Genomic DNA, 26,282 nt, shown 5'->3' with positions numbered 1-26,282 from the left:
GCATCACCGCCGCGGTGTCGGAGGACCCCGGTATCGTGAGGGCCGTGACCGCCGACATCCCCACGCCGTACGAAGATCTCCTCCGCGACGTCCTCGAGACGGGCGTGCACAAGTCCGATCGCACCGGCACCGGCACCACCAGCGTGTTCGGTCGGCAGATCCGGTTCGAACTGGCCCAGGGGTTCCCGCTGGTCACGACGAAGCGGGTGCACCTGAAGTCGATCGTGTACGAACTCCTGTGGTTCCTGCGCGGCGAGTCCAACGTCTCCTGGCTGCAGGAGAACGGTGTGACCATCTGGGACGAGTGGGCGGATGCCGACGGCGAGCTGGGGCCGGTCTACGGCGTGCAGTGGCGTTCGTGGCCCACCGCAGACGGCGGCGAGATCGACCAGATCTCGCAGGTCATCGAGCAGATCCGCCGCGACCCCGATTCGCGTCGGCTCATCGTCTCGGCGTGGAACCCGGCCGACATCCCCGACATGGCGCTCGCTCCGTGCCACGCACTGTTCCAGTTCTACGTCGCCGACGGCAAGCTGTCGTGCCAGCTGTACCAGCGCAGCGCCGACATGTTCCTCGGCGTGCCGTTCAACATCGCGTCCTACGCGCTCCTCACGCTCATGATCGCGCAGCAGACCGGGCTCGAACCGGGCGAGTTCGTCTGGACCGGTGGCGACTGCCACGTCTACGACAACCACCGCGAGCAGGTGCAGGAGCAGCTCTCACGCGACCCGTACCCGTACCCGACGCTGCGGTTCGCGCGGAAGCCCGCCTCGATCTTCGACTACACCTACGACGACATCGTCGTCGAGGGGTACCAGCACCACCCCGCCATCCGAGCGGCCGTCGCGGTATGACGACGCTCGGACTCGTCTGGGCCCAGGCCCATGGCGGTGTCATCGGCGCCGAGGGCGGGATGCCGTGGCACGTGCCCGAGGATCTGGCCCACTTCCGTGCGGTGACGGGCGAGTCCGACGTCATCATGGGGCGCCGCACATGGGAGTCGCTCCCGCCGCGCTTCCGCCCCCTGCCCGGTCGCCGGAACATCGTCGTCTCGCGCTCGGCGGACTGGGCGGGCGAGGGCGCGGAACCCGCCGATTCCCTGGATGCCGCTCGCGCGCTCACCTCGACCCCGAAGGCGTGGGTGATCGGGGGCGGCCACCTGTACGCCGAGGCCATCGGGCGAGCGGACGTCCTCGAGGTCACGCAGCTCGATCTCGAGGTCGACGGCGACACCTTCGCCCCGCCCCTCGCCGGATGGACCCGGACCGCCGCCGACCCCGCCGACGGCTGGCACGTCTCGCGCACCGGCATCCGGTACCGCTTCGAGACCTACGCACCGGCGGACCGCCCGTGACGCGCACCGCGCTCGTCACCGGCGCGAGCTCCGGTCTCGGCGCCGAGTTCGCGCGTCAGCTCGCCGCCCGCGGCGCGGACGTCGTCCTCGTCGCGCGCGACCGCGAGGCGCTCGCCGCGGTGGCCGACGGCATCCGCGCGGTCTCCCGCAGTCGGGTCGAGATCCTCCCCGCCGACCTGCTCGATGACGACGATCGCGCGGCGGTCGAAGCGCGCCTCGCCCAGGGCGTCGACGTCCTCGTCAACAACGCCGGATTCGGTCTCGACCTGGCTTTCGAGAAGAACGACGTCGCCGACGAGGTGCGGCACCTCCGGCTGCACGTCGGGGTCGCGATGCGGCTCGTGCACGCGGCTCTCCCCGCGATGCTCGAGCGTGGTGGCGGCCGCATCGTCAACGTCGCCTCCGTCGCCGGGTTCGTCCCGCGGGGCACGTACGGCGCCGTCAAAGGCTGGCTGATCTCCTTCAGCCGCTGGGCGAATGTGACCTACGCCCCGCGCGGCGTCACCGTCACCGCGGTCTGCCCGGGATTCGTGCACACGAACTTCCACGAACGCCTCGGACTCCCGCCGGGGGAGGAGGGCGTGCCGCCGGGCATGTGGCTCGACGCCGAGACCGTGGTGCGCGAGGGGCTGCGCGACGCCGCCCGCGGCCGGGCCGTGTCGATCCCGTCGTGGCGGTACAAGCTCCTGGTCGCCGCGTCGGGGCTCCTGCCGGACGCGACCGTCGTGCGCGCCGCGTCCCGAGGGCGCTGAGCTCAGCGGAAGCGACCGGCGTGGATGCCGGCGAACGCCAGCGCCGCGATCGTCTCGCCGTCGGTGATGGTGCCGTCGGCGATGAGCCCGAGCGCGTCGGCGAACGGGACCCAGCGCACGGCCTCGATGCCTTCCTCGCGCTGCGAGGACGTGGCATCCGCGATGCTCAGGTCGCGCGCGAGGAACACGTGTTCCGGCGCGTCGGCGATGCCGTTGAGCGCGTTCATCCGCCCGAGGTAATCCCAGCGCGCAGCGGTCACGCCGCTCTCCTCCCGGAGTTCGCGCTGCGCGGCGACGAGCGGGTCCTCGCCGTCGCTCCCGCCCGCGGGCACCTCGAGCGAGCGCCCCGTCGTGTAGCGCTCGAGTTCGACGAGGCAGACACGGTCGTCGTCGTCCAGCGCGACGACGAACACGGCGGGTTGCTGTATCTGCACGACGCCGTAGATCCCGTCGCCGTCGGGCCCGGTCACCTCGTCCTCGCGCACGCGGATCCAGCGGTTCTCGTACACGGTGCGGGAGGAGCGAGTCGACCAGGCCATGAGCCGAGCCTAGGGCGGGGCAGGTCCTCGTTCCTCCCTCGAACGGGAGACGCCGGAGGGAGGGGGGCCCGAACCGATAACCTGAGAGCATGACGCACTCCGGCAACCCCTTCGGTCAGGTGCTCGTCGCGCTCGTCACCCCGATGACGGCGGACGGCGAGGTCGATTGGCCCGCCGTCGAGAAGCACATCGACGACGTCGTCAGCGCGGGCGCCGACGGTGTCGTCGTCACGGGCACGACGGGCGAGACGTCGACGCTCACCGATCCCGAGAAGCTCCGTCTCGTCGAGGTCGGCAAGGACGTCGCGGCCGGACGCGCCAAGATCATCACCGGCGGCGGGTCGAACGAGACCGCGCACGCCATCGAGCTGTACAAGGCGAGCGAGAAGGCCGGCGCCGACGGCATCATGATCGTCACGCCGTACTACAACAAGCCCACCCAGGCCGGCATCCTGACCCACTTCCGTCTCGTCGCGGATGCCACCGACCTTCCGGTGATCCTCTACGACATCCCCGGCCGCACCGGCGTCGAGATCAAGTACGAGACGATCCTCCGCCTCGCGAAGCACCCGAACATCCTCGCGGTGAAGGACGCCAAGGGCGACTTCAGCGAGGTCAGCCGTGTGCTCAACCAGACCGACCTCATGTACTTCTCCGGCGATGACGCCAACGTGCTGCCGCACCTCGCGATCGGCGCGGCCGGTCTCATCGGCGTCACGGCGAACATCACGGCCACGCCCTACCGGACGATCGTGGATGCCGTGAACCGCGGTGACCTCGCGACGGCCACCGCCGAGCACAAGCGCCTCGAGCCGCTCGTCCGCGCCGTCATGACGCACGTGCCGGGCACGGTCGCGGCGAAGTACATCCTCCACGGCCTCGGCCGCATCGGCAGCCCGCGCGTGCGCCTGCCGCTGGTCGGCCCGGAGGAGTGGGAGGCGGCGACCATCGAGGACGAGCTGGCGCTCGTCCGCGACGTGCCGGGCGCCGACTTCTCCAACTTCCGTCCCGACCGCAACGCGGCGGCCGGCGGTGCTCTGCCCAAGGTGCACGGCACCACGAGATAAGACATCGGCGTCCGCCGAACCGCGGCCAGGGACGCCACACGAAGGGATGCCGCACGGCGGCATCCGAGGAGGCACCATATGCCCACGACCGTTTACGATCCCCCCGCCCTCGCCCCCGGAACCCTCCGCGTCGTCCCCCTCGGTGGGCTCGGCGAGGTCGGTCGCAACATGACCGTGTTCGAGTTCGAGGGCAAGCTCCTCATCGTCGACTGCGGCGTGCTGTTCCCCGAGGAGCACCAGCCCGGGGTCGACCTGATCCTGCCCGACTTCGATCCGATCCGGCACCGTCTCGACGACGTCGTGGGCGTCGTGCTCACGCACGGCCACGAAGACCACATCGGTGCCGTCCCCTACCTGCTCAAGCTCAAGAGCGACATCCCCCTCATCGGCTCCGGCCTGACGCTCGCGCTCATCGAGGCGAAGCTCAAGGAGCACCGCATCCGGCCCTACACGCTCACGGTGAAGGAGGGGCAGCGCGAGCAGGTCGGCCCGTTCGACCTCGAGTTCGTCGCGGTGAACCACTCGATCCCGGATGCCTTGGCCGTCGCGATCCGCACCCCCGCCGGCCTCGTCCTGGCCACCGGTGACTTCAAGATGGACCAGCTGCCGCTCGACGGCCGCATCACCGACCTGCGCGCCTTCGCGCGGCTCGGTGAGGAGGGTGTGGACCTGTTCCTCGTCGACTCCACCAACGCCGACGTCCCCGGCTTCACGCCCACCGAGCGCGCGATCGGCCCGGTCCTCGACCAGGTGATCGCCCGCGCTCCGCGCCGCGTCGTGGTGGCGAGCTTCTCGAGCCACGTGCACCGCGTGCAGCAGGTTCTCGACGCCGCCCACGCCAACGGCCGCCGGGTGGCGCTGCTCGGACGCAGCATGGTGCGCAACATGGGCATCGCGGCCGACCTCGGCTACCTCAACGTGCCCGACGGCGTGCTCATCGACTACAAGAAGGCGCGCGACCTGCCCGACGACAAGATCGTCTACATGTCGACCGGGTCGCAGGGCGAGCCGATGGCCGTGCTCAGCCGCATGGCGAACCTCGACCACGCGATCGAGCCCGGCGAGGGCGACACCGTGATCCTGGCATCCAGCCTCATCCCGGGGAACGAGAACGCGGTGTACCGCGTGATCGACGGGCTCACGAAGCTCGGTGCCACGGTCGTGCACAAGGGCAACGCGAAGGTGCACGTGTCCGGTCACGCGGCGGCGGGCGAGCTGCTGTACTGCTACAACATCCTGAAGCCCAAGAACGTTCTGCCCGTGCACGGCGAGTTCCGTCACCTCATGGCCAACGCGAAGCTGGCGCAGGAGACCGGGATCCCTGCGGAGAAGACGATCCTCGGCGAGAACGGTACGGTCGTCGACCTCCGCGACGGTCACGCCGAGGTGGTCGGTCAGCTCGACATCGGCTTCGTCTACGTCGACGGGTCGTCGGTGGGCGAGATCACGGATGCCGACCTCAAGGACCGCCGGATCCTCGGCGAAGAGGGCTTCATCTCGGTGATCGTCGTCGTCGACCGCCAGACCGGCAAGATCATCTCCGGTCCCGAGGTGCACGCGCGCGGGTTCGCCGAGGATGCCGCGGTGTTCGAGAGCGTGAAGCCCAAGATCGCGGCGGCGCTCGCCGAGGCCGCGCAGTCGGGCGTGCGCGACACCCACGCGCTGTCGCAGGTCGTGCGCCGCACGATCGGCCGCTGGGTCAACCAGTCGCTGCGTCGTCGGCCGATGATCGTCCCCCTCGTCATCGAGGCGTGAGGTTCCGGTCCGCTCCTCTCCACGGGTGGGGGAGCGGACCCGCGGGGCGACCGCGCGGATCGGTATCATGCGGGCATGCCCGCCATCCCGATCCGCGCGGCGCTCCCGTCCGACGGCGCGTTCCTCGCCGACATGACGGTGGAGGCCGCGAACTGGCGCGCCGGCAGTGCCCGGCCGCGTCACGAGGTGCTCAGCAGCCCTGACCACGTGCGGTACATCGCGGGCTGGCAACGACCGGGGGATGCCGGTTTCGTCGCGGAATCGCCCGCGGGCGAGGCGATCGGCGCGGCCTGGTATCGCATGCTGCCGCGCACCGAACCCGGATTCGGGTGGGTCGGTACGGGCGTTCCCGAGCTCATCATCGGTGTGCGACCGGTCTGGCGCGCGCACGGGGTGGGGCGGGCGCTCCTGCAGCGCCTCGTGGCCCACGCGCGGGACCAGGGGTATTCCCGCATCAGCCTGAGCGTCGAGCGCGACAACTTCGCGCGCACCTTCTACCGCAGCGAGGGTTTCGCCGTGACCCGGGCCGGACAGGGGCGCGACGTCATGGTGAGGACCCTCCGCTGACGCGCTGCTTCCGCGGAACCCCGCGTCGGTCCGTGCGAATGTCGGGGGCTCGGCCTACCGTGGGGGAATGCCCCGCAGTTCGTCCACGTCCGGCGGTCGCGCCCCCGCGAAGGGACAGGCGCGACCGAAAGCGTCGGCGCCCGCGCCCAAGCGGTACGTCGACGAGCCCGAGAAGCCGCCGGTCGCCGTCCGCGCCTGGACGGCGCTCGCTCACGGAGTCGGCGGCATGTTCCGCGTCTTCGGCCCCGAGACCCTCGAGCGCGACCAGCGGCGCGACGGGTTCCCGTTCTTCCTCGTCGTCCTCGCCGTCCTCGGTGCGGTCGTCGAGTGGTTCTTCATCGGCAACGACGTGGCCGCGGCGATCAGCGCCTACAGCTTCGGTGGGCTCATCGGGCGGGTGGCGTTCGTCTTCCCCGTGCTGCTCCTGCTCCTCGCGGGGTGGCTGTTCCGGCATCCCTCGTCGGTCCACGACAACGGCCGCATCGGCATCGGCTTCGCGCTGTTCGTCCTCTCGATGGCCGGGTTCTGTCACGTCGCGGGTGGCGGACCTGCTCCGAGTGAGGGGCTGCCGCGCCTGAGCCTGGCCGGCGGGCTCGCCGGGTGGCTGCTCGGTGAGCCGCTGTCGCTGCTCACCGACGTCGGCGCCTACATCGCGCTCTCGGTCCTGACGCTCCTCAGCGTCCTCATCCTCACGAAGACCCCGCCGAACCGGATCGGTCACCGCCTCGGCGACCTTTACGCGTGGATGTTCGGCGCCGAGCGCGTCGAGAAGGACGCCGCGACGGCGGTCCTCCCGGTGGATGCCGACGACGAGGCGCCCGCCGAGAAGTCGCTGCCGTGGTGGCGGCGGAACAAGTCGGGCCGCGAGGAGGACGTCGACGGCGACCTCGGCTCCGACGACCTGACCGCGCTCCTCACGCCCGGAACCGCGCAGGGCGGGTTCGAGTCGGCCTTCGTCGCGCCCTCCGCACCCGCAGCGCCGGCCGCGCCCCCGGTGCGGCCGCCGCTGCCGCCGGCTCCGGACGCGCTCACCGAGATCATCGACCCGTCTGCGCTCGCGGGCCTCCCGACCGGTCGCGGTCTGCGTGACGACTCGCCCGCCGAGGACGAGGGCGACGACGACCTCCCCGGCATCTCCGGTCTCGGTGGCGACAACGCGGGCCTCCCGCCGTCGGCGAACTATCGTCTGCCGTCCGTGAGCGCCCTGGCGGCGGGAACCCCGCCGAAGGAACGGTCCGCGGCGAACGACGCCGTCGTCCGCGCCATCGAGAGCGTCATGGAGCAGTTCAAGGTCGACGCGCGCGTCACCGGTTTCTCCCGCGGCCCGACCGTGACGCAGTACGAGATCGAGGTCGGCCCGGGCGTGAAGGTCGAGCGCATCACCGCGCTCACCAACAACATCGCCTACGCGGTCGCCTCCAACGAGGTGCGCATCCTCGCGCCCATTCCGGGCAAGAGCGCGATCGGTGTCGAGATCCCGAACGCCGACCGCGAGATCGTGACCCTGGGCGACATCTTGCGCTCGGATGCCGCGACCGGCTCGACCCATCCGATGACGATCGGCGTCGGGAAAGACGTGGGCGGCGGGTTCGTGGTGGCGAACCTCGCCAAGATGCCGCACCTCCTGGTGGCCGGTTCCACGGGTTCCGGTAAGTCGAGCTTCGTCAACTCGATGATCACGAGCCTCCTCATGCGGGCGAAGCCGTCCGAGGTGCGGATGGTGCTCATCGACCCGAAGCGTGTGGAACTCACGTCCTACGCGGGCGTGCCCCACCTCATCACCCCCATCATCACGAACCCCAAGAAGGCCGCCGAGGCGCTGCAGTGGGTGGTGAAAGAGATGGACATGCGGTACGACGACCTCGCGTCGTTCGGCTTCCGTCACATCGACGACTTCAACAAGGCGGTCGTCGCCGGCGAGATCCAGCTGCCGGCCGGGAGCGAGCGGGTCCTCAAGCCGTACCCGTATCTCCTCGTCGTGGTCGACGAGCTCGCCGACCTCATGATGGTCGCCCCGCGCGACGTCGAGGACTCGATCGTCCGCATCACTCAGCTGGCCCGCGCCAGTGGCATCCACCTGGTGCTGGCGACCCAGCGTCCGTCGGTCGATGTCGTCACGGGCCTCATCAAGGCCAACGTGCCGTCGCGTCTCGCGTTCGCGGTCACGAGCGTTACGGACTCCCGCGTCATCCTCGACCAGCCGGGCGCCGACCGCCTGATCGGTCAGGGCGACGGTCTGTTCCTGCCGATGGGCGCCTCGAAGGCCCTGCGCGTGCAGGGTGCCTGGGTGAGCGAGCAGGAGATCGAGCGCGTCGTCGCCCACGTGACGCAGCAGGCGCGGCCGGAGTACCGGTCCGACGTCCAGGCCGCGGCGGAGAAGAAGGAGATCGACGCCGACATCGGGGACGACCTGGAGCTGCTGCTGGCCGCCGCCGAGCTGGTGGTCTCGACGCAGTTCGGATCGACCTCGATGCTGCAGCGCAAGCTGCGCGTCGGCTTCGCGAAGGCGGGGCGTCTGATGGACCTCCTCGAGTCCCGCGAGATCGTCGGACCCTCGGAGGGTTCCAAGGCCCGCGACGTCCTCGTGACGAACGAGCAGCTCCCCGCCGTCCTCGCGCGTCTGCGCGGCGAGGAGCCGCCGGCCGGTGCGGACGACGACCCCTACGGTCCCGACCCCGTCGAGGCGCAGTTCGACGGTCTTCCCGTGGTCGGCGACGACGAGGACTCCGAGGACGCCTGGCAGCTCACGGGGCGCGACTGATGGCGGTGCATCCGCAGCTTCCCAATGCGATCACGATCGCGCGGATCCTGTGTGCGCCGGTCTTCCTGTGGTTGCTGCTCGCTGACGCGGGCGCCGGGGGAGGACTTCGCTGGGCCGCGGGGATCGTGTTCATCGTGGCGATCGCCACGGACGGCGTCGACGGGTACATCGCCCGCCGTTACGACATCGTCAGCGACCTCGGCAAGCTTCTCGACCCGATCGCCGACAAGGCGCTGACCGGTGTCGCGTTCGTCGGGCTGTCGATCCTCGGCGAACTGCCGTGGTGGGTGACGATCGTCGTGCTCGTCCGCGAGATCGGCATCACGGTCTACCGCTTCCTGGTCGTCAGCGACCATGTCCTCGCGGCCGCCTGGATGGGCAAGCTCAAGACCGTGGCGCAGGCCGTGGCCCTCTCGATCGCGCTCCTGCCCCTGGCATCCTTCTCGGATGCCACCGTCTGGCATTCGATCGTGTGGTGGGCCGGGACGGTGACGATGACCCTCGCGGTGGTCCTCACGATCGCGTCGGGCATCGACTACATCGTCTCGGAGGTTCGCGGGGCTCGCGCGAAACGGGCGCGCGGATGATCGACGGCGTGCCCGACGATCTCGACGAGACCGTCGTTCGCGACCCCCGAGAGAGCGCGGCTGTGCTCCTCGATCGCCTCGTCGAACTCGGCTGGACGGTCGCCGTCGCCGAGTCGCTCACGGGCGGGATGGTGGTCTCGTCGCTGGTCGACATCCCGGGCGCCTCGCGCGCGGTCCGGGGCGGTGTGGTGGCCTACGCGACCGATCTCAAACACAGCGTCCTCGGCGTCGATCCCGCGCTGCTGGAGGCGCACGGCGCCGTGCACCCGCGCGTCGCCCGCCAGATGGCGCGCGGCGTCCGCGACGTCCTCGGGCGCGACGGCACCCCCGCGGACGTCGGCATCGCCACGACGGGAGTGGCGGGACCGGAACCTCAGGACGGACAACCGGTCGGGACGGTGCACATCGCGGTCTCGACGCCGCTCGGCACCCGGGTGGACTCGCTCGTCATCGCGGGGGACCGCGATCGCATCCGACGCGAGGCCACGCACATCGCGATCCGCCGCGCTCTCGCTGCCCTGTGAGGTCGAGCCGGGGACGGCTCCCGCGGGGGAACAAATGATGACACACCGGGGTTGTTCTCAGCGATTCCCATCCAGTGCCCAGCGCGCGGCATTAGGGTGACCTGAAACGGTGTTGTACCGTTGTCCACCCGGGCAGCGGGGGAATCGGTAGTGAGGAGGGGTTCACATGATCCTGGTCCGTCAAGAGATCGGCGAGGTCCTGCGTGAGCTCCGCCAGCAGAAGGGCCGTACCCTTCGTCAGGTCGCGAGCCGTGCGAGCGTCGCACTCGGTTACCTGAGCGAGGTCGAGCGCGGCCAGAAGGAAGCGTCGAGCGAGATCCTCGCGTCCGTCGCCGAAGCCCTCGATGTCCCCATCTCGACGATCATGCGCGAGGTCGGCGATCGTCTTTCGGTTCTCGAGGGTCTGCAGACCTTCCCCGACGTCGTTCCCGACGACCTGGTCGCCGCGGTCGAGCCCGAGCTCTCCCTTCGCTGATCCCGGAGTATGCGTCGTAGCGAATTCGAGCGCGCCGTCGCCGACGAGTTCGGTCCGCGTGGCGGATCGCTGCTGACCGATCTCGTGCTGTCGGCCGTCGGCGGGCGGACGAGCGTGGATGCTCTGGCCGCGGGGGTCGACCCGCGCGAGGTGTGGCTCGCTCTGTGCGAGGAGACCGACGTCCCCCTCGAGCGTCGGTACGGCGTGGGACGTCTCGACCCGCGGCGCCGCTGAGTCCGGCGCGCCGTTCCGGCTCGACGCGGAGCCGCGAACAGTTCGGGACTCCAGCCGTGACACGCGGCGTGTCATCGAATCTTCGTTCGATTTCGGCGTAGGCTCCTGCACATCGGAGTTTCGGGCGTTTTCGTCCACAGAAGACCGAGTTCCTCCCACCGATGTCGGAGGCCCTCTCTAACGTGAGCGATGTCGAACGACACTCTGAACGCCTTGTCGGGCATCCCCACCGTCGGTGGTGAGCGCGACAGCCTATAGGCGACGGAACGCGAGAAGAAAGAAGACGTCATGCCCTCACCCGCAGAGCGCGAGAAGGCCCTCGAATCGGCCCTCGCCCAGATCGACCGGCAGTTCGGAAAAGGCTCGGTCATGCGACTGGGCAGCGACGAGCGTGCGCCCATCGAGACGATCCCCACCGGCTCCGTCGCGCTCGACGTGGCGCTCGGCATCGGCGGTCTTCCTCGCGGTCGCATCATCGAGATCTACGGCCCGGAGTCCTCGGGTAAGACCACGCTCACCCTGCACGCCATCGCCAACGCGCAGCGCGCCGGCGGCATCGCGGCGTTCATCGACGCCGAGCACGCGCTCGACCCCGAGTACGCCAAGAAGCTCGGCGTCGACATCGATGCTCTGCTCGTGTCGCAGCCCGACACCGGTGAGCAGGCGCTCGAGATCGCCGACATGCTGATCCGCTCCGGTGCCATCGACCTCGTCGTCATCGACTCCGTGGCCGCCCTCGTTCCCGAGGCCGAGATCAAGGGCGAGATGGGCGACTCCCACGTGGGTCTGCAGGCGCGCCTGATGTCCCAGGCGCTCCGCAAGCTCACGGGTGGTCTGAACACCACCAAGACCACCGCGATCTTCATCAACCAGCTGCGCGAGAAGATCGGTGTGTTCTTCGGTTCGCCCGAGACCACGGCCGGTGGAAAGGCGCTCAAGTTCTACGCCTCGGTCCGCCTCGACATCCGGCGCATCGAGACGCTGAAGGACGGCACCGAAGCGGTCGGTAACCGTACGCGCGTGAAGGTCGTCAAGAACAAGATGGCCCCGCCGTTCAAGCAGGCCGAGTTCGACATCCTCTACGGCGTCGGCATCTCCCGCGAAGGCAGCCTCATCGACTTCGGTGTCGAGCACGGGATCGTGAAGAAATCGGGCGCCTGGTACACGTACGACGGTGAGCAGCTGGGGCAGGGCAAGGAGAACGCCCGTAACTTCCTCATCAAGAACCCCGATGTCGCGGCCGAGATCGAGACCAAGATCAAGGGCAAGCTCGCGATCGGCGCTCCGGCCGCTGCCGCGGCTCCGACGACCGACGAGCTGGCCGCCCGCCGTCCGGCCTGATGACCGACGACGCACGCCGTCCGGGTCGCGGCTCCGTCCCATCGGGGAGCGACTCGGACGGCCCCGTGCCCGCGGACGGCCCCGTGCCCGCGGACGCCCTTGCTCCGGTCATCCCGCTGTTCGGAGCTCGCACGCCGACGGAGCGATCGTCGTCCGGGCATCCAGCGGGTCGCACACGACCGGTCGACGCCGCCCCGGCCTCGCCCGCCACCCGCGACGACCGAACGGGCGTCTTCCCGTCGCGGTGGTCGTCGCCCGACGGTGAGCGGGACGACGCCGCCGCGTGGGCGCGACCGGGCGCGGATGCCGTTGCATCCGAGGAGTCACCCGACGAGACCCGCGACCGCGCCGAGGCGATGCTTCTGCGCAGGCTCCGCGGCCGCTCCCTCTCGCTCGCGGAGGCTCGAACGGCCCTCGGCGGCGTCGAGGGCGTGGATGACGTCGTGGTCGACGAGATCCTCGCGAAGTTCGTCGACCTCGGCTACCTGAACGACGAGGCGTTCGCGGAGCAGCTCGCGATGTCGGCGATCGAACGTCGCGGGCAGGGGCGCCGCGCCGTGGTGCAGACGCTCCGGAAGCGCGGCATCTCGCGCGAGGTGGCTGACGCGGCGATCGCCGAGCTGCCCGACGACGACGCCGAACGGGCACTGGAGTTCGCCCGCTCGAAGGCGCGCAGCGTGGGCGGCAAGGACTACGACGCGAGCCTGCGTCGACTTGCCGGTCAACTCGCTCGCCGGGGGTACTCGTCGTCCGTGTCCCTGGACGCCGCGCGCCAGGCCCTCGCCGAAGTGGGTGTGCGGCGTGCGCCGTTCTCCCGGCCCGCACCGTCCAGCGGCGTCCGATTCACTCCGGACGAGTAGCCCGGGTCCCTCCCACCGACGAGTCCGCGGCTCCGGCGTTTGGCGGAGGCGCCGTCCGCGTCTCAGGCGGCGGGGCCCGTGCGGCGGAGGGGAGACGTTCATCCGCCACGACGGCGGGCGAACCCCTGCGGCGCGGTGGGAGGCGTCCATCCGCCAACCCCGCGGGCGGGCGGACCCCTGCGGTGCGGTGGGAGGCGTCCATCCGCCCACCCGGCGGGCGGCCCCCTGGGGCGCGGGTCCCGCGTCGACCCGCCACCCCGCCCCTTTCCACACCGGCGCTTAGAATGGCACGCATCATGACCACCCCTGTAGCCACGCCGACGCTCATCGCGCCCTCCGCCGCCGCTCGCACGGCGGACGGACGCGCGCGCACCTACGAGGTGCGGACGTTCGGCTGTCAGATGAACGTGCACGATTCCGAGCGCCTGTCCGGTTCGTTGGAGAGCGCAGGCTACGTCCGCGCGGAGGCCGGCACGGACGCCGACGTCGTCGTGATCAACACGTGCGCGGTCCGCGACAACGCCGCGGGCAAGCTCTACGGCACGCTCGGCCACCTGAAGTCGCGCAAGGATCACCACGACGGCATGCAGATCGCCGTGGGCGGGTGCCTCGCGCAGATGGACAAGGACGCGGTGCAGCAGAAGGCGCCGTGGGTCGACGTCGTCTTCGGCACCCACAACATGGGGTCGCTTCCGGGCATGCTCGAGCGCGCGCGCCACAACGGCGAGGCCGAGCTCGAGATCCTCGAGTCGCTCGAGATCTTCCCCTCGACGCTCCCGACGAAGCGCGACTCGGTCCACAGCGGGTGGGTCTCCATCTCGGTCGGCTGCAACAACACCTGCACGTTCTGCATCGTGCCGAGCCTCCGGGGCAAGGAGAAGGACCGTCGGCCGGGCGACATCCTGAACGAGATCCGCCTCCTCGTCGACGACGGGGCGATCGAGGTCACCCTGCTCGGGCAGAACGTGAACTCCTACGGTGTCGAGTTCGGCGACCGCTTGGCCTTCGGCAAGCTTCTGCGCGCGGCCGGCGAGATCGAGGGGCTGGAGCGCATCCGCTTCACGAGCCCGCACCCCGCCGCCTTCACCGACGACGTCATCGCTGCGATGGCGGAGACGCCGTCCGTGATGCCGCAGCTCCACATGCCGCTGCAGTCCGGTTCGGACCGCATCCTCAAGGCCATGCGCCGCTCGTACCGGAGCGAGCGCTTCCTGGGCATCCTCGACCGCGTTCGCGACCGCATCCCCGACGCCGCGATCACGACCGACATCATCGTCGGCTTCCCCGGCGAGACGGACGCCGACTTCGAAGAGACGATGCGGGTGGTCGAGGCCTCGCGGTTCGCCAGCGCCTTCACGTTCCAGTACTCCATCCGCCAGGGCACGCCCGCCGCGACGATGGAGGATCAGGTGCCCAAGGCCGTGGTCCAGGAACGCTACGAGCGCCTCATCGCACTGCAGGAGCGCATCTCGCTCGAAGAGAACCAGAAGCAGCTCGGACGTTCGCTCGAGGTGCTCGTCTCGACGGGCGAGGGCAAGAAGGACGTGACGACGCGTCGTCTCACCGGCCGCGCGGAAGACAACCGTCTTGTCCACTTCGAGGTGCCCGACGGCTCCGACCTGCCGCGCCCGGGCGATGTCGTCTCCGTGGAGGTCACGCACGCCGCGCCGTTCTACCTGCTGGCGGATGCCCCCACCGGTCAGCCGCTGCGCATTCGTCGGACGCGTGCGGGCGACGCCTGGGACCGAACGCAGGCGGAGTCCTGCGGCGTGCCCGCACCGGCCGGCGAGGCGGGCGCCCCTCGGGCCGTCTTGCTCGGGCTGCCGACACTCCGCATCGGCGGGTGACGACGGGCGATATCGCCGCGCCGCGGGTGAGCACGGGCGAGGGTGCCGCGCCGCGGCTGTGGGCGATCGTCGGAGCGACCGGAACCGGGAAGACGGGCCTGTCGCTCGACCTCGTCGATGCCCTCGCGCGCCGCGGGCGTTCTGCGGAGATCGTCAACGCGGATGCCATGCAGCTGTACCGCGGGATGGACATCGGCACCGCCAAGCTTCCCGAAGCCGAGCGGCGCGGCATCCCTCATCATCTGTTCGACATTCTCGCGGTGACGGAGGAGGCCGCGGTCGCCTGGTATCAGGGAGTCGCGCGTGAGACCGTCGCGCAGGTGCATGCGCGCGGGGCGGACGCGATCCTCGTCGGCGGCTCCGGGCTGTACGTCTCGAGCGTGCTGTGGGATTTCCGCTTCCCGCCGCGCGACCCGGCCGTGCGAGCGGAACTCGAGCGCGAGCTCGACGACCTCGGTCCCGGCGTCCTCTACGAGCGACTGCGTGCCGCCGATCCGGCCGCGGCGGAGCGCATCGACCCGCGCAACGGCCGACGCGTCGTCCGCGCGCTCGAGGTGCTCGCGCAGGGCGAGGACACTCACGGCGGTGCTCTCCCGGCGGCGCCGGAGCTGTGGCATCCCCTCACCTCCGTCGTCGGAACGGGCATCGAGCGGGAGACGCTCGTCGGACTCCTCGACGCACGGGTCGAACGCATGTGGGACCAGGGGCTGCTCGACGAGGTGGCCCGGCTGCGGGCCGAGGGCATCGAGCGGGGAGTGACCGCGTCCCGTGCGATCGGCTACGCGCAGGCCCTGGCGGAAGTGCGCGGGGAGATGACGCGCGCGGAGGCGATCGCCGAGACGCAGGCGCTCACGCGACGGTACGCGCGCCGTCAGGTGTCGTGGTTCCGTCGGTATGCGGACGTGCGGTGGGTCGACCCCCGCTCCGTCCGCGCGGGGGAACTGATCGGGGAGGTCGGGGCGTGACCGTGGACATTCGTGCCTTCGCGATCGAAGACGAAGACGCGGTCGTGGCCCTGTGGGAGGAGGCGCGGCTCACCCGGCCGTGGAACGACCCGCGCGCCGACATCCGCCGCAAGCTCACCGTTCAGCCGGAGCTCTTCCTCGTCGCCGTCGACGGGGGCGTCGTCGTCGGCACCGTCATGGCCGGGTACGACGGACACCGCGAGTGGCTGTACTACCTCGCTTCGGCCGAGTCGCACCGCGGCCGCGGTGTCGGCCGCGCGCTCGTCGCCGAGGCGGAGCGCCTGCTCGAAGCGCTCGGGTGCCCCAAGGTGCAGCTGATGGTGCGCCCCGACAACGCCGGTGCGCGCGGGTTCTACGACGCGCTCGGCTACGAACCGTTCGAGACGTGGGCCACCGGGCGCCGGCTCATCGTCGACGGTCCCGGAACGTCCTGAGCTCCTGGGCGGGCCCCCGGTCACGCGCCCGCCTCCGATCCCTAGACTGGATGCCATGGCGACTCTCGCGTTCACCAAAGGGCACGGCACGGGCAACGATTTCGTGGTCGTGTCCGACCCCGACGGCGAACTCGACCTCTCCGAAGAGCAGGTCGCGATCCTCTGCGACCGCCACTTCGGCATCGGTGCCGACGGCTTGCTGCGCGTCGTACGTTCGTCCGCGATCGATGAGGGAGCGGATGCCGCGGTCTCGGGCGCGGAGTGGTTCATGGACTACCGCAACGCCGACGGCTCGAAGGCGGAGATGTGCGGCAACGGCACGCGGGTCTTCGCCCGCTACCTGACCGACACCGGGCTGGCCGACATCTCCGGCGGACTGCGCATCGGCACGCGCGCGGGCGTCAAGACGCTGACGCGCAGCGACCGTGGCTTCGAGGTCGACCTGGGCGAGTTCCGAATCGAGCCGGGCGAGGTCCTCGTGCGCGCCAAGGGGCTGCCGGTGGCGCGCCCCGGCGTCGGGATCGACGTCGGCAACCCCCACGTCGTCGTCGCCCTCTCGTCGGAGAACGAGCTCGACGGGCTCGAACTGGCCTACCAGCCGGTGCTCGACCCGGCTCCGGCCCGTGGCGCGAACGTCGAGTTCGTGGTCCCGGCCGATCCGCTCGTGCGCGACGGGGTGGGGGCGATCACCATGCGCGTGTTCGAACGCGGCGTCGGCGAGACGCTGAGCTGCGGCACCGGCGTTGCGGCGGCGGCTCTCGCCGTACGCCACTGGGCGGGACCGGCCGCTCCCGACTCGTGGATCGTCGAGACGCGGGGCGGAACGCTCGGGGTCCGCGTCGCTGAGGGGCGCGTGTTCCTCTCGGGACCGGCATCCCTCGTCTTCACCGGCGAGGTCGCGCTCGCCTGAGGGCTCGCGGAGCCGGGGCTCAAACCCCGTCGGTGACGATGTCGATCGGCTCGCTCGGCGGCGAGCCGTGGCGGCGCACTCGAAGCACCCGGTAGCCGCGGCCCGTCGCGGCGCGGTGGACCGAGAAACCCGTCGCGAAGGTGGCGGCGAGCCACCGCTGCAGGGAGTCGGAGCCGAGGTTCCGCTGCACGACGAACCATCCGTCCGAGCGCTCGGCGAGGCGCGGGATCCAGTGCTCGAGCATGCCGTGCAGTTCGTTCTTGCCCACGCGGATCGGCGGGTTGGAGCGGATCGTGCGGAAGGAGATGCCCTCGGGAACATCCTCGGGGCGGACGGCGTTGACATTGGTGAGGCCGAGGAGCTCCGCGTTCTGCCTCACGAGGTCGAGAGCTCGCTCGTTGACGTCGACCGCCCAGATCGTGGCGTGCGGCGCGTCCAGCGCCAGGCTCAGCGTGATCGGCCCCCACCCGCTCCCCAGGTCGAGGAAGTTCCCACCGGCGGGCGGAGCGGGGGTGTTGGCCAGCAGCACCGAGGTGCCGGCATCCAGTCGGTCGGGGCTGAACACGCCGCCGGCGGTCACGACTTCGAGCTCACGCCCGGCGAGGGTGACGCGGAGGCGGCGGAACTGTTCGGGACTCGACGGCGACGCGCTGAAATAGTGGTCGCTCCCCATGCGGGAAGCGTACCGGACCGGAGCCTCCGTCGTGGGGGCGACTAAAGTGCGAGGATGCCGCGGCACAGTCCGCGGACGAAAGGAACACATGACCGAACAGACCACACCCCCGAGCACCGACGGGTCGCCGGTGGACCCGGTCGACCGCGTGCTCGCGCTCGCCGATGCGCACCGGGGGGTCCGGGTCTTCGGGGCGGCGCAAGCCCTTCAGGATGCCTCGACGGCGTACGGCGGATCGAGCGACGGAGATCAGTGGGATCGCGAGGAGCGTGCGGCGCTGCGGCGTGTCCCCGGTCTCTCCACCGAGCTCGAGGACGTCACCGAGGTCGAGTACCGCCAGCTGCGCCTGGAGAACGTCGTGCTCGTGGGCGTTCACCCCCAGGGGGAGCAGACGGATGCCGAGAACTCCCTCCGCGAGCTGGCCGCCCTGGCCGAGACCGCCGGTGCAGTCGTGCTCGACGGCGTGCTGCAGCGTCGGCCGCACCCCGACCCCGCGACCTACGTCGGTCGCGGTAAGGCGGAGGAGCTCCGCGACATCGTCGCGGCGGTCGGCGCGGACACCGTCATCGCCGACACCGAACTCGCCCCCAGCCAGCGACGCGCCCTGGAGGACGTCGTCAAGGTGAAGGTCATCGACCGCACCACCGTGATCCTCGACATCTTCAGCCAGCACGCCAAGAGCCGCGAGGGTAAGGCGCAGGTCGAACTCGCGCAGCTCGAGTACCTGCTCCCGCGCCTGCGCGGTTGGGGCGACTCGATGTCGCGCCAGGCCGGTGGCCAGGTCGGCGCCGGCGGCGCGGGCATGGGATCGCGCGGTCCCGGTGAGACGAAGATCGAGCTGGATCGTCGCCGCATCCGCACGCGCATGGCCCAGCTACGCAAGCAGCTCCGGGACTTCGCGCCCGCCCGCGAGGCCAAGCGCGCCGAGCGCAAGCGCCACACGATTCCGTCCGTCGCGATCGCCGGGTACACCAACGCCGGCAAATCGAGCCTGTTGAACCGGCTGACCAGCGCCGGTGTCCTGGTCGAGAACGCCCTGTTCGCGACCCTGGATGCCACCGTCCGCCGCTCCGAGACCACGGACGGCCGCGTGTACACGCTGACCGACACCGTGGGCTTCGTGCGCAACCTGCCGCACCAGCTCGTCGAGGCGTTCCGCTCGACGCTGGAGGAGGTCGGCGGCGCCGACGTCATCCTGCATGTCGTGGACGGGTCGCACCCCGACCCCGCCGCGCAGCTGTCGACGGTGCGCGACGTCATGGGCGACGTGGATGCCGATTTCGGTCACGAGATCGTGGTGTTCAACAAGGCCGACCTGTTGAGCCCGGATGACCGGCTCGTTCTGCGCGGGCTCGCGCCCGCTGCGCTGTTCGTGTCGTCGCGCACGGGCGAGGGCATCGCCGAGCTCCGCGCCGCCATCGAGGCGGCGCTGCCGCTCCCCGCCGTCGAGGTCCAGGCGGTCGTGCCCTACGACCGCGGCGACCTCGTGTCGGCGGTGCACGAGACCGGTCTCATCGTCGCGCAGGAGCACCGCGAGCAGGGAACGTTCCTGCACGCGCACGTCGGCGCTCGCCTCGCCGCCGAGCTCGCGCCGTTCACCGGCTGACGCACGTTCCCCCGAAGACGCCCCGCCGCACCGGCGGGGCGTCTTCGTGTCCCCGGAGAGGTGTTCAGTCGAGGGAGACCGGAGCGACCCCGGGCGTCTGGAACCCGAACACCGCGCCCAGGAAGCCGAGTTCGCGGCTGAGCGAGTCGACGACGGTCTCGGCCCGGCGGAAGCCATGCCCCTCGCCCTCGTACAGGACGTAGGCGTGCGGGATGCCGTGAGCCGCGAGGGAGTCGCGGATGGCCTCGGCCTGGGACGGGGGCACCACCCGGTCTTCCGAGCCCTGCAGGATCAGGAGCGGCACGCGGAAGCGTTCGGGGTGCGAGAGCGGCGAGCGGTCGACGTAGACGGCTTCGGCGTCGGGCAGCGGCCCGATGAGGCCATCGAGGTACCGGGCCTCGAAGTCGTGCGTATCCTCCGCGAGGGCGCGGGCGTCGCCCACGCCGTATCGGGAGATGCCGGCCGAGAACACGTCCGTGTTCGTCACCGCCGCGAGAACGGTCCAGCCGCCCGCGGACCCGCCCTCGATCGCGAGACGTTCGGGGTCGGCGAGACCCGCGGAGGCGAGAGCGGATGCCGCTGCCGCCACGTCGTCGACGTCCACGACGCCCCACTGACCGAGGAGGCGCTCGCGGTACGCACGGCCGTAGCCGGTCGAGCCGCCGTAGTTGACGTCGAGGACGCCGATGCCGCGGCTCGTGAAGAACGCCGTCTTCGCCGAGGGTGCCGGGCCGACATGGGAGGTCGGACCGCCGTGGACGAAGACGACGTACGGCCGCCGCTCGCCCTCGGGGGCGACGGCATCGGGGTGCGTGGGCGGGTAGGCGAAGGCGTGCACCGGGCCGTGCGGGCCCTCGGTGGTGAGGGTGCGGGCGGATGGCATCCACTCAGGTCCCCAGGAACCCGCGCCCCCCGTGACGAGGTCGACGGCGCCGGTGTCGAGGTCGAGCGACCAGAGTCCCGCGCTCCCGCCCGCGGTCGTGCCGGAGATCAGGGCGCGCGACCCGCGGACGTCGTCGACGGCCGCCCCGGCGACCACCGGGATGCCCGTCGGACGAACGCCGCTCGGCGCGATTTCGACCACCTCATCGCCTCCGTCGGTGCGCACCGCGACGATGCGACCGTCCGTCGTGGCGCCGTACCATCGCGTGCCGAGGACCCAGACCGGCCCGCCCGTGTCGGCGTCGACCGGGGCGACGGGCTGCGGGTCGCCGTCGAGCGCGCGTCGAAAGAGGTTCCAGCGCCCGTCGGGGTCGTCGGCGTAGAGCAATTCGTCGTCGCCGATCCATACGGGCTGCAGGGGCGCCCGCCGGCCGCCGCCCGCGAGGTCCCGCGTCTCGCCGGTGTCCAGGGTGCGGACGCGGAGGATCGTCGCGTCCCAGGGCATGTCGGGATGGTTCCACGCGATCCACGCCAGACGCCGACCGTCCGGCGAGAGCGCGGGGTGCGCGAGAAAGTCGCTGCCGTCCGCGAGCACGACGGGGTCGGAGCCGTCGAGCGGGATCCGGACGATCGCGCGGGACGGGACACGGCCGACGCCGTGCGTCTCACGGATGGCGAGCAGCACGCCGTGCTGCCAGGTGAGTCCGCCATGGCGCACGTCGCCGCTCTCGGGCGTCAGAGGCCGCGCGGAGCCCCCGGGGGTCAGGGCGTAGACCCGTTGGTCGGTCTTCTCGACGTAGAACAGTTCACCGGCGTCGGACGCGGTCCACGCGCCGCCGCCGTACTCGTGCACGGACGAACGCGCGTTCGCCGGTGCGGGGAGGATGGTCTCGACGGACCCGTCGCCGCGGCGTCGCCGCACCGCGACGCGTCCGCCTTCGCTGGGGACGGACTCGCCCCACCACACCTCGTCGCCGACGAAGCGGGCACCGTCCACGCGCGGTGAGGACTGCGACACGGCCTCGGGCGTCAGAGGGGAGGGCCAGGATCCATAGGGGAGCGTCTGGGGCATGGCATCCACCCTACGGATCGGGTCGGACATCCCCACGGTGGCCCTCCCGTCGGGTTCGGACTCCGATCACAGCCGGACGGTGCTCAGCCCCCGACGGTCTGGCGCGTCACGCCCAGGCGCCCCACCCAGTCGCGGATGACCTGGCGCTGACTCGCGTCGCAGGTGTAGCCGTACCCGACGCTGACCTCGTAGTACGAGTACTCGTCGATCGACACTTCGTGGTCGAGCGACCAGCCGTCGAGGAAGGTCAGGGCATAGCAGTCGGCCATGGTCTCGACGTCGCCCCCGAAGGACGCCAGGGCGGCGTCCGTCGGACCCGGGTTGGTGAACTGCAGGACGTGGGCGTACTCGTGGTACGCCGCACCGGTGCGGATCCAGTCCGTCATCGCCGGATCCGTTCGCGTGTCCGCCCGCACGTGGACGGTGAAGGGGTCGGTGCTCGTGACGCACGCCATCGCCGTTGCGCCGCAGGGTGTCGTGTCGTCGAAGACGGTGGACACCCAGCCCCGTCCGATGCTGTCGAGCGTGGCCTCCCAGGCGGTGCCGGACGCGTTCGACGCCGCCTGTTCCGCCACTCCCGCGGACTGCCCCGAGATCTCCGCCGTCAGCTCCTTCAGCACCTCGACGTCCTGGCCGAGACCCGTGGCGTTGCGGCGATGATTCCACGCGCTCTCGGCGAGGTTCTCGACGCGGTTCCAGGGGACGATCGTCGAGTACGGAAGCCCCACGAGCGGGTCGACCGTCGCGTACAGGTCGTCCATCGCCGCTCCGAACTGTTCCTTCCGGTCGATCATCTCCTGCTGCTCGTCGAGGCGTTGCTGCTGATCCGTGATCTTCTGCTGCTGATCCTCGATCTGCGTCCGCGCCTCCTCCAGCTGCGTGACCACCCAGAAGAAACCGAGACCGCCGGCGACCACCACGACGAACAGCAGGACGGACAGGATCACGACGCTCGCCCGCGGGCGACGCGCTCGTGCCGGCGGTGACGGTTCGCCGTTCGGCGCCGCGGGCGCGGGGGCGCCCATCGGGTCCTGCGCGGCAACGGCGGCCGGGTCCGGTGCAGGCGCGGCCGGGAGCCCGGGTGCGGGGTACGGCGGCCCGGCGGCGGGAAGCTCGGGTGCCGACGACGCCGGTGCCGGGGCGGCGGGCGAGGCTGGTGCCGGGGAACCGGCGGACGGCTCGGAGGGCGGGGGATCTGCGGCGGGGGTGTTCGACGACACGGGACTCGCTCTCTCGAGGTGTCCTGTCATGCTAGGGGCCGCCCCCCGTCCGCGGATCGGCCTGTGGACAAGCGCCCCGGGGAACAGCGAAGGCCGGATGCCGCCCTGAGGGGGCATCCGGCCTTCCGGGTCGTCGTTCCCGCGTCAGACCGTCCGCAGGACCGCGACCACACGCCCGAGGACGACGGCCTCGTCGCCCAAGATCGGCTCGAACGCGGAGTTGCGGGGGAGCAGCCACGTGTGGCCGTCGCGGCGGCGGAACGTCTTGACGGTCGCCTCGCCATCGAGCATGGCCGCGACGATCTCGCCGTTCTCCGCGGTCGACTGCGCGCGGACGACGACCCAGTCGCCGTCGCAGATCGCCGCGTCGATCATCGATTCGCCGGACACCTTGAGCATGAACAGCTCGCCCTTGCCGACGAGCTGACGGGGGAGCGGGAAGATCTCCTCGACCTGCTGGTCCGCGGTGATGGGGACGCCCGCGGCGATTCGCCCGACGAGGGGCACGAGGGCGGCATCTCCCACGGCCGGTGCGGTGTCGGCGGGATTCTCGGCGGCGGCGCCGGGCAGATCGATCAGCACCTCCATCGCCCGCGTCTTCCCGGGGTCGCGGCGCAGGTACCCGCTCAGCTCGAGCTGGTTGAGCTGGTGGGTGACGCTGGAGAGCGACTTGAGCCCCACGGCATCGCCGATCTCGCGCATGCTCGGCGGATAGCCGTGCCGCGCGATCGAGCGCTGGATCACCTCGAGGATCGCGAGCTGCTTGTCGCTGAGGCTCTTCCGGCGCCGGGTCTGCGGCCGTTCGCGGCCGGCCGCGGTCGTCGCGTCGGTCATGTGTGCTCCCCTCGCGCCGCGCTTCCGATGCGGCGGAAATTCGAATGTCGGAGGTCCGTGATGAGGTCTCCTCGTCGAAACCGTATCCGGTGGATCACTCGAAGCAGGCGGAGCGCTCCGCGTGTCGCGTTCGATCGGTCTCCGAGAACCCCGGTGTTGACACTCTCACAGTATCGAAGATAGATTCGGAATACAGATTCGCACCACCGCCCTCCCGGCCGAGGGTGGGGTGCGAATCTCTCCCCACTGAGGAGCACACCATGAGCAGCATTGCCGTCACCACCCCCACGACCCGCCTGCGGCTGACCGCGCGCGGGCGCCGCGTGTTCGCCTTCCTGGCCGCGCTGCCCGTGGTGGTCGCGCTCGCCATCGCCGTCGTCGGCGGGGGAGCAGCTCTCGCCTCCAACGAGTCGGGCGCGCCGGCGGGCGCGTTCACCGAGATCACCGTCATGAGCGGCGAGACCCTGTGGTCGATCGCCGAAGACGTCGCGCCGGGTTCCGATCCCCGCGACGTGGTGGCCGAGATCACCCGGTTGAACGCGCTCGAGAACGGGTCCGTCACCGCCGGCCAGCGCATCGCGATCCCCGCGGAGTACACCCCGGGTCGATGATCCAGGCGTGCAGAGCCGCCTACGATGGGTGAGGTGACCGTTCGCCTCGATGACCTGCCGCTTCGCGACGACCTGCGGGGAATGACTCCTTACGGAGCACCCCAGGCTGCGCTTCCCGTCGCTCTCAATGTGAACGAGAACACGCATCCGGTCCCCTCCGAGGTGGCCGACGACATCCTGGATGCCATCGCCCGGGCGCTGCGCGACGTCAACCGGTACCCCGACCGCGAGTTCACCGGACTCCGAGAGGCGTTCGCCGACTACCTGGGCAACGGGCTGACGCGCGAGCAGATCTGGGCGGCCAACGGCTCCAACGAGGTCCTGCAGCACATCCTGCAGGCGTTCGGTGGTCCCGGTCGACGAGCCCTGGGCTTCACTCCGACGTACTCGATGTACCCCATCCTGACCCGCGCCACCGGCGCGGAATGGGTCGCGGCCGAGCGTGAGCACGACTACACGTTGAGCCCGGCGTTCGCCGCCGACCAGGTCGTGCGCGAGAACCCCGACATCGTCTTCCTGTGCGCACCGAACAACCCGACGGGAACCCCTCTCGGTCTCGACGTCATCGAAGCGGTCTACGCCGTGACCGACGGCATCGTGATCGTGGACGAGGCGTACCACGAGTTCGCGCCGCACGACGCGCCGTCTGCGGTGACGCTCCTGGCCGGTCGGCCGCGTCTCGTCGTCTCCCGCACCATGAGCAAGGCCTTCGCCTTCGCCGGCGCCCGTGTCGGCTACCTCGCCGCGGACCCGGCGCTGATCGACGCGCTGCGGCTCGTGCGCCTGCCCTACCACCTGAGCGCCCTCACGCAGGCGGCGGCGACGGCTGCGCTCGGCCACGCCGAGACGATGCTGTCCATGGTCGACGAGATCGTGGCCCAGCGCGACCGCATCTCGGCCACCGTCGCGGCCCTCGGCTACGTCGCGCACGAGTCCTGGACGAACTTCGTGCTGTTCGGAGGCGTCGACGACCCCGCGGCGACGTGGAAGGCGCTGTACGACCGCGGCGTGCTCATCCGCGACGTCGGCATCCCTCACCACCTCCGCGTCACCGCCGGGACGGCCGACGAGACCACCGCGTTCCTGGACGCCCTGGCCTCGGTAGGATCGCGAGCATGACCGGCCCCGTCACGTCCCGCACCGCCACGATCGTCCGCGAGACGAGCGAGTCGCGGGTGGAGCTGTCGCTGGATCTGGACGGCACCGGTGCGAGCGAGATCTCGACGAGTGTGCCGTTCTTCGACCACATGCTCACGGCGTTCGCGAAGCACTCGCTGACCGATCTGCGCGTGACGTCGACGGGCGACACCCACATCGACGCGCACCACACCGTGGAGGACACTTCGATCGTCCTCGGCCAGGCGATCCGTCAGGCGCTCGGTGACAAGTCCGGCATCGCGCGCTACGGCGATGCGCTCGTCCCGCTCGACGAGGCGCTCGCGCAGGCCGTCGTCGACATCAGCGGTCGCCCGTACCTCGTCCACACCGGCGAGCCGGTCGGCTTCGAGCAGCACCTCATCGGCGGCCACTTCACCGGGTCGCTCGTGCGCCACTCGTTCGAGGCGATCTCGATCCACGCGGCCCTGACCGTGCACGTCCGCGTCCTCGGGGGCCGCGACCCGCATCACATCGCCGAGGCGGAGTACAAGGCGCTCGCCCGCGCGTTCCGTCAGGCCAAGGCTCTCGACCCGCTCGTCGACGGCATCCCGAGCACGAAGGGTGCGCTGTGACCAAGCCCGTCGTCGCCGTCCTCGACTACGGTTCGGGCAACGTCCACTCGGCGGTCAAGGCGCTCATCGAGGCCGGAGCCGACGCGCGTCTGACCTCCGACCGCTCGCTCCTGCTCGACGCGGATGGGCTCCTCGTCCCCGGTGTCGGGGCGTTCAGCGCGGTCATGGGCGCCCTCAACGCCAGCCGCGGCGGCGAGATCATCGACCGGCGCCTTGCGGGTGGCCGTCCGGTGCTCGGCATCTGTGTCGGCATGCAGGTCATGTTCGGCCGCGGCATCGAGCGCGGCACCGACACCGAGGGCCTGGGGGAGTGGCCGGGTACGGTGGCGGAGCTCTCCGCCCCGGTGCTTCCGCACATGGGCTGGAACACCGTCTCCGCGGGCGAGGGTTCGCGTCTGTTCGACGGCATCGGCGACGAGCGGTTCTACTTCGTGCACTCGTACGCGGCGCAGGAGTGGGCGCTCGAGGTGACGCCTCCCTTCCCCGAGCCGGTGCTGACCTGGTGCACCTACGGCGCGCCGTTCCTCGCGGCGGTCGAGAACGGCCCGCTCGCCGCGACGCAGTTCCACCCCGAGAAGTCGGGAGAGGCCGGCATCCGGCTCCTCGCGAATTGGATCGACGGGCTGGGCGCGACTACTGTGTGACCTCGTGCCCGGGCCGGCGAGAGGCGCCTGCCGGCACG

27 protein-coding genes are annotated in these 26,282 nt (G+C 70.8%); 22 read left to right on the top strand and 5 right to left on the bottom strand.

Annotated elements, in window-relative coordinates:
- The first annotated feature begins 44 nt into the window (after positions 1–44).
- From AVW09_RS10165 to AVW09_RS10155, 3 genes are read left to right on the top strand one after another with little or no spacing between them, the layout of a single operon-like run.
- Positions 45–854: a thymidylate synthase gene (locus AVW09_RS10165; RefSeq protein WP_063258136.1), complete on the top strand. Its 810-nt coding sequence runs from the start codon at positions 45–47 to the stop codon at positions 852–854.
- Positions 851–1,354, top strand: coding sequence for a dihydrofolate reductase (locus AVW09_RS10160; RefSeq protein ID WP_063257964.1), 504 nt, complete (start codon positions 851–853; stop codon positions 1,352–1,354). The genes AVW09_RS10165 and AVW09_RS10160 overlap by 4 nt, the downstream gene beginning before the upstream one ends.
- Positions 1,351–2,106 (top strand): SDR family NAD(P)-dependent oxidoreductase, encoded by a 756-nt coding sequence (locus AVW09_RS10155; RefSeq protein ID WP_063257963.1) that lies wholly within the window; start codon positions 1,351–1,353, stop codon positions 2,104–2,106. Before AVW09_RS10160 ends, AVW09_RS10155 begins: the two co-directional genes overlap by 4 nt.
- Before the next feature lie 2 nt (positions 2,107–2,108).
- On the opposite strand, the gene AVW09_RS10150 is transcribed toward AVW09_RS10155, so the two are convergent.
- Positions 2,109–2,645, bottom strand: a complete 537-nt coding sequence (locus AVW09_RS10150) for an NUDIX domain-containing protein (RefSeq protein WP_063257962.1) — start codon at positions 2,643–2,645, stop codon at positions 2,109–2,111.
- Positions 2,646–2,734: 89 nt separating this feature from the next.
- Here AVW09_RS10150 and dapA point away from each other — a divergent pair, with 89 nt between their 5' ends.
- The 14 genes from dapA (at position 2,735) to dapF (ending at position 16,972) form a co-directional block, all read left to right on the top strand.
- Positions 2,735–3,712: a 4-hydroxy-tetrahydrodipicolinate synthase gene (gene dapA / locus AVW09_RS10145; protein ID WP_022878057.1), complete on the top strand. Its 978-nt coding sequence runs from the start codon at positions 2,735–2,737 to the stop codon at positions 3,710–3,712.
- A gap of 78 nt (positions 3,713–3,790) precedes the next feature.
- The gene (locus tag AVW09_RS10140; RefSeq protein WP_063257961.1) at positions 3,791–5,467 is read left to right on the top strand and encodes a ribonuclease J; all 1,677 of its coding nucleotides are present in this window, start codon (positions 3,791–3,793) and stop codon (positions 5,465–5,467) included.
- Positions 5,468–5,542: 75 nt separating this feature from the next.
- Positions 5,543–6,034 carry a GNAT family N-acetyltransferase gene (locus tag AVW09_RS10135; protein WP_063257960.1) on the top strand — a complete coding sequence of 164 codons (492 nt, stop codon included), beginning with the start codon at positions 5,543–5,545 and terminating at the stop codon, positions 6,032–6,034.
- 67 nt (positions 6,035–6,101) lie between these two features.
- Positions 6,102–8,795: a DNA translocase FtsK gene (locus AVW09_RS10130; protein WP_063257959.1), complete on the top strand. Its 2,694-nt coding sequence runs from the start codon at positions 6,102–6,104 to the stop codon at positions 8,793–8,795.
- Positions 8,795–9,382, top strand: a complete 588-nt coding sequence (gene pgsA, locus AVW09_RS10125; RefSeq protein ID WP_063257958.1) for a CDP-diacylglycerol--glycerol-3-phosphate 3-phosphatidyltransferase — start codon at positions 8,795–8,797, stop codon at positions 9,380–9,382. The genes AVW09_RS10130 and pgsA overlap by 1 nt, the downstream gene beginning before the upstream one ends.
- A complete protein-coding gene (locus AVW09_RS10120) occupies positions 9,379–9,906 on the top strand; it encodes a CinA family protein (RefSeq protein ID WP_063257957.1) in 528 nt (175 codons plus the stop codon). Before pgsA ends, AVW09_RS10120 begins: the two co-directional genes overlap by 4 nt.
- A gap of 166 nt (positions 9,907–10,072) precedes the next feature.
- A complete protein-coding gene (locus AVW09_RS10115; RefSeq protein ID WP_022879758.1) occupies positions 10,073–10,381 on the top strand; it encodes a helix-turn-helix domain-containing protein in 309 nt (102 codons plus the stop codon).
- 9 nt (positions 10,382–10,390) lie between these two features.
- Positions 10,391–10,615: a DUF3046 domain-containing protein gene (locus tag AVW09_RS10110; RefSeq protein ID WP_022879757.1), complete on the top strand. Its 225-nt coding sequence runs from the start codon at positions 10,391–10,393 to the stop codon at positions 10,613–10,615.
- 288 nt (positions 10,616–10,903) lie between these two features.
- Complete coding sequence (gene recA / locus AVW09_RS10105; RefSeq protein WP_063257956.1) at positions 10,904–11,956, top strand: recombinase RecA; 1,053 nt, start codon at positions 10,904–10,906, stop codon at positions 11,954–11,956.
- Entirely contained in the window at positions 11,956–12,816 is an 861-nt protein-coding gene (locus tag AVW09_RS10100; protein WP_063257955.1) for a regulatory protein RecX, read from the top strand. The genes recA and AVW09_RS10100 overlap by 1 nt, the downstream gene beginning before the upstream one ends.
- Positions 12,817–13,112: 296 nt before the next feature.
- Positions 13,113–14,663 carry a tRNA (N6-isopentenyl adenosine(37)-C2)-methylthiotransferase MiaB gene (miaB, locus tag AVW09_RS10095; protein WP_063257954.1) on the top strand — a complete coding sequence of 517 codons (1,551 nt, stop codon included), beginning with the start codon at positions 13,113–13,115 and terminating at the stop codon, positions 14,661–14,663.
- A complete protein-coding gene (miaA, locus tag AVW09_RS10090; RefSeq protein WP_231901817.1) occupies positions 14,660–15,628 on the top strand; it encodes a tRNA (adenosine(37)-N6)-dimethylallyltransferase MiaA in 969 nt (322 codons plus the stop codon). Before miaB ends, miaA begins: the two co-directional genes overlap by 4 nt.
- Positions 15,625–16,062, top strand: a complete 438-nt coding sequence (locus AVW09_RS10085; protein ID WP_082822918.1) for a GNAT family acetyltransferase — start codon at positions 15,625–15,627, stop codon at positions 16,060–16,062. The genes miaA and AVW09_RS10085 overlap by 4 nt, the downstream gene beginning before the upstream one ends.
- A 55-nt stretch (positions 16,063–16,117) precedes the next feature.
- Positions 16,118–16,972, top strand: coding sequence for a diaminopimelate epimerase (gene dapF / locus AVW09_RS10080; RefSeq protein WP_063257953.1), 855 nt, complete (start codon positions 16,118–16,120; stop codon positions 16,970–16,972).
- A gap of 19 nt (positions 16,973–16,991) precedes the next feature.
- On the opposite strand, the gene AVW09_RS10075 is transcribed toward dapF, so the two are convergent.
- Positions 16,992–17,645 carry a class I SAM-dependent methyltransferase gene (locus tag AVW09_RS10075; RefSeq protein WP_063257952.1) on the bottom strand — a complete coding sequence of 218 codons (654 nt, stop codon included), beginning with the start codon at positions 17,643–17,645 and terminating at the stop codon, positions 16,992–16,994.
- A gap of 88 nt (positions 17,646–17,733) precedes the next feature.
- On the opposite strand from AVW09_RS10075, the gene hflX reads away from it, so the two are divergent.
- The gene (gene hflX, locus AVW09_RS10070; protein ID WP_063257951.1) at positions 17,734–19,251 is read left to right on the top strand and encodes a GTPase HflX; all 1,518 of its coding nucleotides are present in this window, start codon (positions 17,734–17,736) and stop codon (positions 19,249–19,251) included.
- Positions 19,252–19,315: 64 nt separating this feature from the next.
- On the opposite strand, the gene AVW09_RS10065 is transcribed toward hflX, so the two are convergent.
- From AVW09_RS10065 to lexA, 3 genes are all read right to left on the bottom strand, one after another.
- On the bottom strand, positions 19,316–21,205 hold the full coding sequence (locus AVW09_RS10065) for a S9 family peptidase (protein WP_063257950.1): 1,890 nt from the start codon (positions 21,203–21,205) through the stop codon (positions 19,316–19,318).
- An 83-nt stretch (positions 21,206–21,288) separates the two neighbouring features.
- Complete coding sequence (locus tag AVW09_RS10060; RefSeq protein WP_063257949.1) at positions 21,289–22,152, bottom strand: hypothetical protein; 864 nt, start codon at positions 22,150–22,152, stop codon at positions 21,289–21,291.
- A gap of 417 nt (positions 22,153–22,569) precedes the next feature.
- Positions 22,570–23,259 carry a transcriptional repressor LexA gene (lexA, locus tag AVW09_RS10055; protein ID WP_063257948.1) on the bottom strand — a complete coding sequence of 230 codons (690 nt, stop codon included), beginning with the start codon at positions 23,257–23,259 and terminating at the stop codon, positions 22,570–22,572.
- A 260-nt stretch (positions 23,260–23,519) separates the two neighbouring features.
- Between lexA and AVW09_RS10050 the strand changes: the two genes are divergently transcribed.
- The 4 genes from AVW09_RS10050 to hisH are packed head-to-tail and all read left to right on the top strand — an operon-like array spanning position 23,520 to position 26,244.
- Positions 23,520–23,870 (top strand): LysM peptidoglycan-binding domain-containing protein, encoded by a 351-nt coding sequence (locus AVW09_RS10050; protein ID WP_063257947.1) that lies wholly within the window; start codon positions 23,520–23,522, stop codon positions 23,868–23,870.
- A 24-nt stretch (positions 23,871–23,894) separates the two neighbouring features.
- Positions 23,895–24,989, top strand: coding sequence for a histidinol-phosphate transaminase (locus AVW09_RS10045; protein ID WP_082822917.1), 1,095 nt, complete (start codon positions 23,895–23,897; stop codon positions 24,987–24,989).
- Positions 24,986–25,600, top strand: coding sequence for an imidazoleglycerol-phosphate dehydratase HisB (hisB, locus tag AVW09_RS10040; protein WP_063257946.1), 615 nt, complete (start codon positions 24,986–24,988; stop codon positions 25,598–25,600). The genes AVW09_RS10045 and hisB overlap by 4 nt, the downstream gene beginning before the upstream one ends.
- Positions 25,597–26,244 carry an imidazole glycerol phosphate synthase subunit HisH gene (gene hisH / locus AVW09_RS10035; RefSeq protein ID WP_063257945.1) on the top strand — a complete coding sequence of 216 codons (648 nt, stop codon included), beginning with the start codon at positions 25,597–25,599 and terminating at the stop codon, positions 26,242–26,244. The genes hisB and hisH overlap by 4 nt, the downstream gene beginning before the upstream one ends.
- The last annotated feature ends 38 nt before the right edge of the window (positions 26,245–26,282 follow it).

Source organism: Microbacterium sp. T32, from assembly GCF_001619615.1.
Taxonomy (GTDB): domain Bacteria; phylum Actinomycetota; class Actinomycetes; order Actinomycetales; family Microbacteriaceae; genus Microbacterium.
The sequence above is the reverse complement of the archived record's forward strand: the minus strand, read 5'-3'. Positions and strand labels throughout refer to the sequence as shown.